Below are 7,759 nucleotides of genomic sequence, written 5' to 3'. Positions count from 1 at the left end.
CTGATTTTAATAGACTCCGGTACCCGCAGCCAGCTTTCTCCCAAAACCCAGGCCGCTGCCATATCCGTGCTGCCGACGCCAGTGGCAAAGCACCCCAATCCGCCATACGTTGTGCTGTGGGAGTCGGCGCCAAAAACCACGTCGCCGGGATGAATCAAACCTTGCTCGGGCAAAAGCTGATGCGAAATTCCTGAGCGTCCGACTTCATAATAATATTTGATTCCCTGCTCGCGGGCAAAATTGCGCATTATTTTGGAAAACTCAGCGGACTGGATGTCTTTGGCGGGAACCAAATGGTCGTGAACCAGCGGGATTTTCTCGGGGTCGAAAACTTTCTCCGCTCCCATTTCCTTAAAAATCTTTATGGTCAACGGCGAGGAAATGTCTGTCGCCATAGCTATATCTATCTCGGTAAAAATCAGATCGCTCGGTTTAACTTCCTTCAATCCGGCGCGATTTGCTAAAATCTTTTCGGTTAAAGTCATTCCCATGGAGCATCCTCTTTATTTGAAAAATCTGCTTCAAAAAAGTGCTTAATTATAGGCAAAATTAAGATAAATATCAAGCGGTATTTGTAATAATTAAATGTCTCTATGGTTTCATTTTTAGAAAAAAACCAGATGGCCTCAAACATTGCGTGCGGCATCACTCTGAGTTCCAAGGATCAGAGCTTCTCTGGACCAATAATTTTTTTTGTTCTAGCGAAAGAATCCGAAGCGCCCGGGAGGTTTTTCCTATTTGTTTTACATTATGAAACAAATAGTTTCGAACTGCCGTATCCATTGATTACAATTTCTTTTATAATGTAAAACAAATTAAATATCAGGCACGAACATGGAAATTATTACCCGGGCGGAAGAAATTCTTCTTCTCTCTGTATGGAAGTTGCAAAAGGAGGCCTACGGGCTAGCCATTCGCCGACACGCTTCAGAGTTGCTTAATAGGGAAATGTCTGTCGGAGCAGTTTATATTCCACTGGAACGATTGGTGAAAAAAGGTCATCTCACCACATGGGAGAGTGACCCGACGGACGTTCGCGGCGGCCGGAGAAAGCGCTTTTACGAATTAACACCCGCGGGTTTGGCGGCCCTGCACGCCGTTCGGCAAATTCAGCAAGAGGCCTGGAGCGACCTGCCCAGGTTGGCTTTTGATGTTTAAATTAGCGATCGACTTATGAATAGCAGTAATCACAATCCTGAGGCACACCACCGACCTCCAATCCTGGCCTTGCTTGTAGAACTTTTACTCGCCCCGGAGCACGATTCTCTTATCGGCGATATGGAGGAAGAATACCACGACCGAGTTCGGTCATCCGGCCGAGTCCTTGCCGGGCTTTTTTTCTGGTTTCAGGTCCTTCATATTGTGCCTGTTTTGCTTTTTCAACATTTTATTTGGAGTTTTGCTATGTGGACAAATTACCTTAAAGTCGCGCTCAGAAACTTGTTCAGATACAAGGGCTTTTCTCTGATCAATATTTTCGGTCTAGCCATCGGCGTGGCCTGCTGCATTTTGATGTTTTTGTTTGTGCAACACGAACTGAGCTACGACCGTTACCACGAGAACAGCTCTCGGATTTTTAGAGTCATCAGAGACGTGGATGGCTTTAAAACCGCGCCCACAGCGTTTGCTCTCGCGCCAGCGTTAAATCAGGATTTTCCCGATATTAAGGCCGTCCGCGTGCGGCGGGACCGGCAACCCGCGCTGCTACGGCAAGGCGAAAAGCAGTTCCTTGAAGATCGGCTGTTTTGGGTTGACGCAGCTACATTAAGAATTTTTTCTTTTCCGCAATTAAGCGGTGATCCGCAAACCGCCCTGCGAGAAGCCTACACCGCAGTCCTCACGCGCGCCACGGCAGAAAAATATTTTGGCGAAATCGATGTGGTCGGTAGGCATCTGAGCCTGCGCTGGAACAATCAGGATCATAACATTCAGATCACAGGCGTGCTGGAAGATGTGCCGTCAACTTCTCATTTCGGCTTTGATATTCTGCTTTCGTTTGCCACGGCCGAGGCCATTTGGCCAAAGGCGATCTTGGAGGATTGGCGATTTACTTTTGCCCACACTTACGTCTTGTTGCCTGAAGGACATTCGAAATCTGCCTTCGAAGCTCAATTTCAGGGCTTTGTTCAAAAGCATTTGGGCGCAGAAGAGGCGCAGAATTACAAGACTGTCCTCGCCTATCTGCAGCCGATAACGGATATTCACTTGCACTCACAAATTGGCGGTGAGATCGAAGAAAACGGCAACATCAGCTACGTTTATATTGCGGCTCTGCTTGGTTTTTTTGTGCTACTGATTGCCTGCATTAACCATATGAACCTGGCCACAGCGAAATCAGCCCGACGCTCAAAGGAAGTCGGCATCCGCAAAGTCGCCGGGGCGCACCGCGGTCAAATCATCAACCAATTTCTAGCGGAGTCCATGCTCCTCACTGCGATTGCGTTTTTCCTCGCTCTGATCGCGGTGGAATTCTCATTACCTTTATTGAATGAAGTGGTGGGCAAGAACTTGGTTTTTGACCTGAACCGGAACGGGCAGTTAATTTTCTCCGTATTCGCACTTTTCATGTTTGTTGGTTTCGCATCCGGCAGTTACCCGGCCTTCTACCTATCGGCTTTCAGGCCGGCGGAAATCTTTAAAGACGCAAAGAACGCCGGCTCCACAAAATCATTCTTACGTAAAGCCTTGGTGGTTTCACAATTCGCCATCGCCATCATTCTGTTGATCTGTACGACGGGCATTTACCAGCAGTTGCAGTTCGCCAAGAATAAGCGCCTGGGATATAACAAGGAGCAGATTTTGGTCATTCCCCAAGGCCGGCGAGTGCGTGACAATCCGGATTTGTTGAAGAACGAATTTCTCAGCCACCCGAGTGTCAGGAGCGTGTCGATTTCATCACACATTCCAACGGAAAGACTCAGCATTGCCGTTTCCGCCATCCCTGAAGGCGGCAATCCTGACAAGAGCAATGAACCTTGGCCCATCACGGCAGTCTCCGTCGACGAAAATTTTTTTGACACATTTGAAATTGATGTCGTGCAAGGCCGCACCTTCTCAAAGGAATTCGGTACGGACGAGGACGAGGCGTTTCTGCTGAATGAAGCCGCACTGAAGGCACTTGGCTGGGAGACAGCTGTTGGCAAAACCTTTGAGGCCACCTACAATACCGGTTCGAGCAGCCAGCCGACGGAGACACGCAAGGGGCGCATTGTTGGCGTCGTCAAAGATATTCACTTCGAGTCCATACACCATGAAATTGAGCCCATGGTCTACTTCATAAAACCGTTTTGGTACTTCTACATTTCGTTAAAACTCGATACGGAGAATTTGCCGCAAACCATCGCCGCGATGGAACAGATATGGCAGGAGATAGTGCCCGGCTATCCGTTTGAATACACCTTTGTCGATGATAATTTCGACAAACTTTACCGGACCGAAGAGGCGTTGGCAAAAGGCATCAGCGCGTTTTCATTCCTGGGTATCTTCATAACCTGTCTCGGATTACTCAGCCTGATTTCATACCTGGCGGAACGGCGCACGAAAGAGATCAGCATCCGTAAAGTCCTGGGCGCCACAAGTGCGAGTATCTTTAACTTGTTGTCAAAGGAGTTCTTGAAACTGGCGCTGTTGGCTAACCTGGTTGCCTGGCCCGTCGCTTATCTTACCCTGAACCGATGGCTGCAAAACTTCGCTTATCGCGCGGACCTGAGTCCGTGGATATTCATTGTGGCGGGCCTGGTTGCCCTGTTTATCGCCTTTCTGTCCGTAAGCTATCAGGCGATAAAGGCTGCCTTGATCAATCCGGCGCGGACTTTACAGTATGAGTAGGAAGGTGCGCGCCACACGGCTTTTTTCTTTTTTCGGTATTTCTCACTGTATTTTAGGCGCTTTTAATTTTAGCCCATTTTGGATTTTAGTCATTTGAAATTTCAGGTACTACTTTTTTGCACTAAACGCTTTCTCTTTTACTTGCTCACGAGCGTGCTCGAGCAAACTGATGACAGCTTTTGTCATTGGGTGTATACTGAGCAACCTTAATAGCTACTCATAGAAAAAGCATCATATCCTTGCCAGCTACCCACTCGGGAAGCTTGCCGGTGAACCTGATTTTAATAGACTCGGGCACACGCAGCCAGCTTTCCCCTAAAACCCACGCCGCCGCCATATCCGTGCTGCCGACGCCCGTTGCAAAGCACCCTAATCCGCCATACGTTGTGCTGTGGGAGTCGGCGCCAAAAACCACGTCGCCGGGATGAATCAAACCTTGCTCGGGCAAAAGCTGATGGGAAATTCCCGAACGCCCGACTTCATAATAATATTTGATTCCCTGCTCGCGGGCAAAATTTCGCATCATTTTAGAAAACTCAGCAGATTGAATGTCTTTGGCGGGAACCAAGTGGTCGTGAACCAGCGGGACTTTCTCGGGGTCGAAAACTTTCTCCCCTCCCATTTCCTTAAAAATTTTTATGGTCAACGGCGAGGAAATGTCCGTCGCCATGGCGATATCTATCTTGACAAAAATTAAATCACCCGGTTTGACTTCTTTCATTCCGGCGCGATTTGCTAAAATCTTTTCGGTTAAAGTCATTCCCATGACGTTGTCCTCATTAATTTTGAATGTCAAAAAGTGACTTAATTATATGAAAAAATAGGATAAATATCAGGGGGTATTTTGGGATATTGAAGTCTAAGCTATGAACCGCAAAGGCACAGAGACGCGAAGAATTAAAGCTGACAAATTTGTGCTAAATTGGAAACTATCTCAAGAAAAAGCAAAAGATTTTATCTTTCAGTTCCTTATCTTCCTGGCGTTAAAAATCAGTGATCAGAATAGTCAGATAGCCATTTCCGGCCTTGCGGACGAACCTCCCTGCCTTCATAACCTGCTCCATCAAAGGAGAGGAAGGCTGTTTTTCTCCAAGGGTTTGGTTTTAAAAAACGAACACGCTTTTCTCCAGTTTCGTTCAATACGCAGGAATAATTCGCGAAACTGAGCATATTCAGCAATTAAAAGAAGTAAGTCCCCGTAGATAAAAAAAATTAAAAACCAGCGCCGCCTTTCAAATAATTACTTCAAAACCCTCAAAATTCGGGTGGCTAAGATAGGTTCCTTCAGGGGCACGGGCCTGCGCATGCGCTTTTTTAAAAGCCTCGGAGTTCGTCCAGGCCTCAAAAGCGGCCCGTGATTCCCAAACTGAATGCGAGGCATACAAAGTCGCCTCTTCATCTGAAGGGCCTTTTAGAAGATGGAACTCATTAAACCCGGCCACCCCTTCTAAATATGACTCGCGGTTCTGCCAGATCTCCTCAAAATCACTTTCATGCCCAAGGGCTATCCGAAATCGATTCATGGCAATAAACAAATTTTGCTCTCCTTTCAAAATATCGGCTCTAAGACTCAACACCTTCTGTCTTACAACAACACGCGAAAACTCTCGTAGTAATTACCAATGCCTCTGTTACTCCAGCCTAAAAGTGTCGTTTTTCGCATCAATTTTTGAACCCTCGCCCTGGAAATCTTCACGACTTCCCCTAAAAGCAGTTTTCTGTTTCTTTTCGTTTCAATCAACGTGGTGATGGCAAAAAACAAGGGCCACAAACATGACAGCTTAACTCTGAACTGACTCCTGGGTAGGGATAGTATTAAATCCAGGCCATTATCAAGGTGACTCGCCGCCAGGGTTATCAAATCATCTATGGTCTTTTGTGCCTTTTTAGTGTTTTCAGGCTCAAAGAAACTCGCGGCGCTTAAGTTATGCTTCGAAATCATCGCCTCCGGAATATAGCACAGGCCTCTTTGATAATCCGCCCAACAGTCCTTCAGGATATTTGTCATCTGCAGGCCTAACCCGAAAGAAACGGATTTTTCCTCGAGATAATTGAAAAGAGAGTGATTGATCCGGCCTGAGTATTCGCGGAGCAGTCTGGCAGTCAGTACACCGACTGTGCCCGCCACGAAGTAGCAGTATTTCTCCAGGTCGGCTAGTGTTTTTAGAAAAAACGGTGTCGTACTTTGCTGCCGCTTCGAAACCATACTCAGCATACCGGTGGACATTTCTATGATGCACTCTTTTATCACCTTACGATAATTGCCGGGAAGGGTCAGGAAGTTTGCAATGACCAAATTGGTATTTCGAAGCAGGTCGTAATAGTCACCTTCATCCTGCCGCACCAAGGCGGTTGTAAAAAATAGTTCGAGCCAGCTTTGGATCGCTCTATTTGAAAAATCCTCCCTGGAAAATATCTCGGTAAAAGAATTGAAAACGGCTTCCTGATCTGAAAAATGGGGAAAGGAGGAATCTTCTATGGTATCAAGAATACGGCACAATAAATAACTACAGAGTACCGATTTATGAAAATCGCCCCTTAAAACACGAATGCTAATGGCAAACGTCCGGGAAACTTTCGGAATGACCGCCTTGCAGTAAAGGTGCGGGGGCAAAGTTGATTGGCGAGAAAAATCGTTATGGACCGGCATCTATTATCTTCTATTTGTTTATCTTTCCTAAATTTGAGCGATTCGCTATTTGCTGTTGGCTATTAGCTAATTTCTCAATGTAAGTACCCAAAAATTAAATGCTAGAGGCCAAAAGCTAAAAGCCAATCGCTCATTTTGGGTCTTTACAAAATAAGAAAATCTATATAGAATGCTATTTATTTTTTTGTATAATCATAGACGCCTTTGCCCGTCTTGCGCCCTAACCTTCCGGCCCGCACATACTGCTCCAGCAAAGTACAGGGTCGGTACTTTTCGCCAAGCGTTTGATGCAGAAATTTCAAAATGCTCAGACGGGTGTCCAGACCGACCAAATCCACCATCTCGAACGGTCCCATGGGGTGATTTAAGCCCAGTTTGAGCGCTTTGTCGATTTCCTCCGCAGTGGCGATGCCCTCCTGCAGCATGTAAAAGGCCTCGTTGCCAATCATGGCGTTGATTCTGCTGGTAATAAAGCCGGGCGACTCTTTGATGGTCACGGTCTCTTTGCCCATTTTTTCACCGACACCTTTTGTAGCGGCGATAGTTTCCTCGCTGGTTTCCAGACCCCTGACAATTTCCACCAGCTTCATGATATGTACCGGATTGAAGAAATGCAGGCCCACGAAACGGTCTGCACGCTGGGTAACTGCTGCCATAGCCGCAATAGTAAGACTGGAGGTGTTTGAGGCGAAGATAGTGTCAGGGCCGCAAAGTCCGTCCAGCTCTCGCCACATTCCGTTCTTCAACTCGAGGTCTTCAGTGACCGCCTCAACAATAATGTCGCTCGCTTTTAAATCGGAGATGTCAGTCGTCATCGTCAACCTTGCCAAAGCCGCTTTCCGGTCGTCGGCTGACATCTTTCCTTTCTCCACGAACTTGGCGAGCGATTTCTCTATCGCTTCCTTTCCGCTAGCTGTGAACTCGTCGCTAATATCGCGCGCCACGGTTTCGAAACCCGCCTGGGCCGAAATCTGCGCGATACCGCGACCCATTAGGCCGCAACCCAACACTCCCACCCTCTTTATCTCGGTCATTGTGAACGTTCCATACTGTTAGGTTCTTAGATGCTTCTTGATTTCCGCTAGATGCTTCTTGGTTTCCTCTGCGATCCGTAGGATAGCTCCGGGCGCCACCCGTTCCCCTCCTCCCGAAGAATCGATTTCGGTGCGCTCTAGTCTGTCATGAACTTGCTCTAGTCCGACATGGATTTTCTCCACCTCAGATCGCGAGCTCCTGCCCGCCGCTAGGCCTAGAGCGAGGCCCACTGCTAGCGGGATGGCC

Annotated in this window: 8 protein-coding genes; 2 read left to right on the top strand and 6 right to left on the bottom strand. The window is 47.4% G+C overall.

The genetic code is table 11. The features are described 5' to 3' along the window. The coding region (locus IH879_15865; GenBank protein ID MCH7676404.1) for a 3-isopropylmalate dehydratase large subunit at positions 1–491 on the bottom strand (491 nt) is incomplete at its 3' end. Positions 492–834: 343 nt separating this feature from the next. Here IH879_15865 and IH879_15860 point away from each other — a divergent pair. Both IH879_15860 and IH879_15855 read left to right on the top strand, forming a co-directional pair. Next, entirely contained in the window at positions 835–1,158 is a 324-nt protein-coding gene (locus IH879_15860) for a helix-turn-helix transcriptional regulator (protein MCH7676403.1), read from the top strand. 15 nt (positions 1,159–1,173) lie between these two features. After that, complete coding sequence (locus IH879_15855; protein MCH7676402.1) at positions 1,174–3,828, top strand: ABC transporter permease; 2,655 nt, start codon at positions 1,174–1,176, stop codon at positions 3,826–3,828. A gap of 217 nt (positions 3,829–4,045) precedes the next feature. On the opposite strand, the gene IH879_15850 is transcribed toward IH879_15855, so the two are convergent. The 5 genes from IH879_15850 to IH879_15830 form a co-directional block, all read right to left on the bottom strand. Then, on the bottom strand, positions 4,046–4,594 hold the full coding sequence (locus tag IH879_15850) for a hypothetical protein (protein MCH7676401.1): 549 nt from the start codon (positions 4,592–4,594) through the stop codon (positions 4,046–4,048). A 466-nt stretch (positions 4,595–5,060) separates the two neighbouring features. Beyond that, positions 5,061–5,363 (bottom strand): antibiotic biosynthesis monooxygenase, encoded by a 303-nt coding sequence (locus IH879_15845; GenBank protein MCH7676400.1) that lies wholly within the window; start codon positions 5,361–5,363, stop codon positions 5,061–5,063. 50 nt (positions 5,364–5,413) lie between these two features. After that, positions 5,414–6,478, bottom strand: coding sequence for a squalene/phytoene synthase family protein (locus IH879_15840; protein ID MCH7676399.1), 1,065 nt, complete (start codon positions 6,476–6,478; stop codon positions 5,414–5,416). A 176-nt stretch (positions 6,479–6,654) separates the two neighbouring features. Next, positions 6,655–7,512, bottom strand: coding sequence for a 3-hydroxyacyl-CoA dehydrogenase (locus tag IH879_15835; protein MCH7676398.1), 858 nt, complete (start codon positions 7,510–7,512; stop codon positions 6,655–6,657). A gap of 18 nt (positions 7,513–7,530) precedes the next feature. Further along, positions 7,531–7,759, bottom strand: a 229-nt coding sequence (locus tag IH879_15830) for a hypothetical protein (GenBank protein ID MCH7676397.1), incomplete at its 5' end; no start/stop codon positions are given.

The sequence above is a fragment of the candidate division KSB1 bacterium genome, assembly GCA_022562085.1.
Classification (GTDB): Bacteria; Zhuqueibacterota; Zhuqueibacteria; order Oceanimicrobiales; family Oceanimicrobiaceae; genus Oceanimicrobium.
The sequence above is the reverse complement of the archived record's forward strand: the minus strand, read 5'-3'. Positions and strand labels throughout refer to the sequence as shown.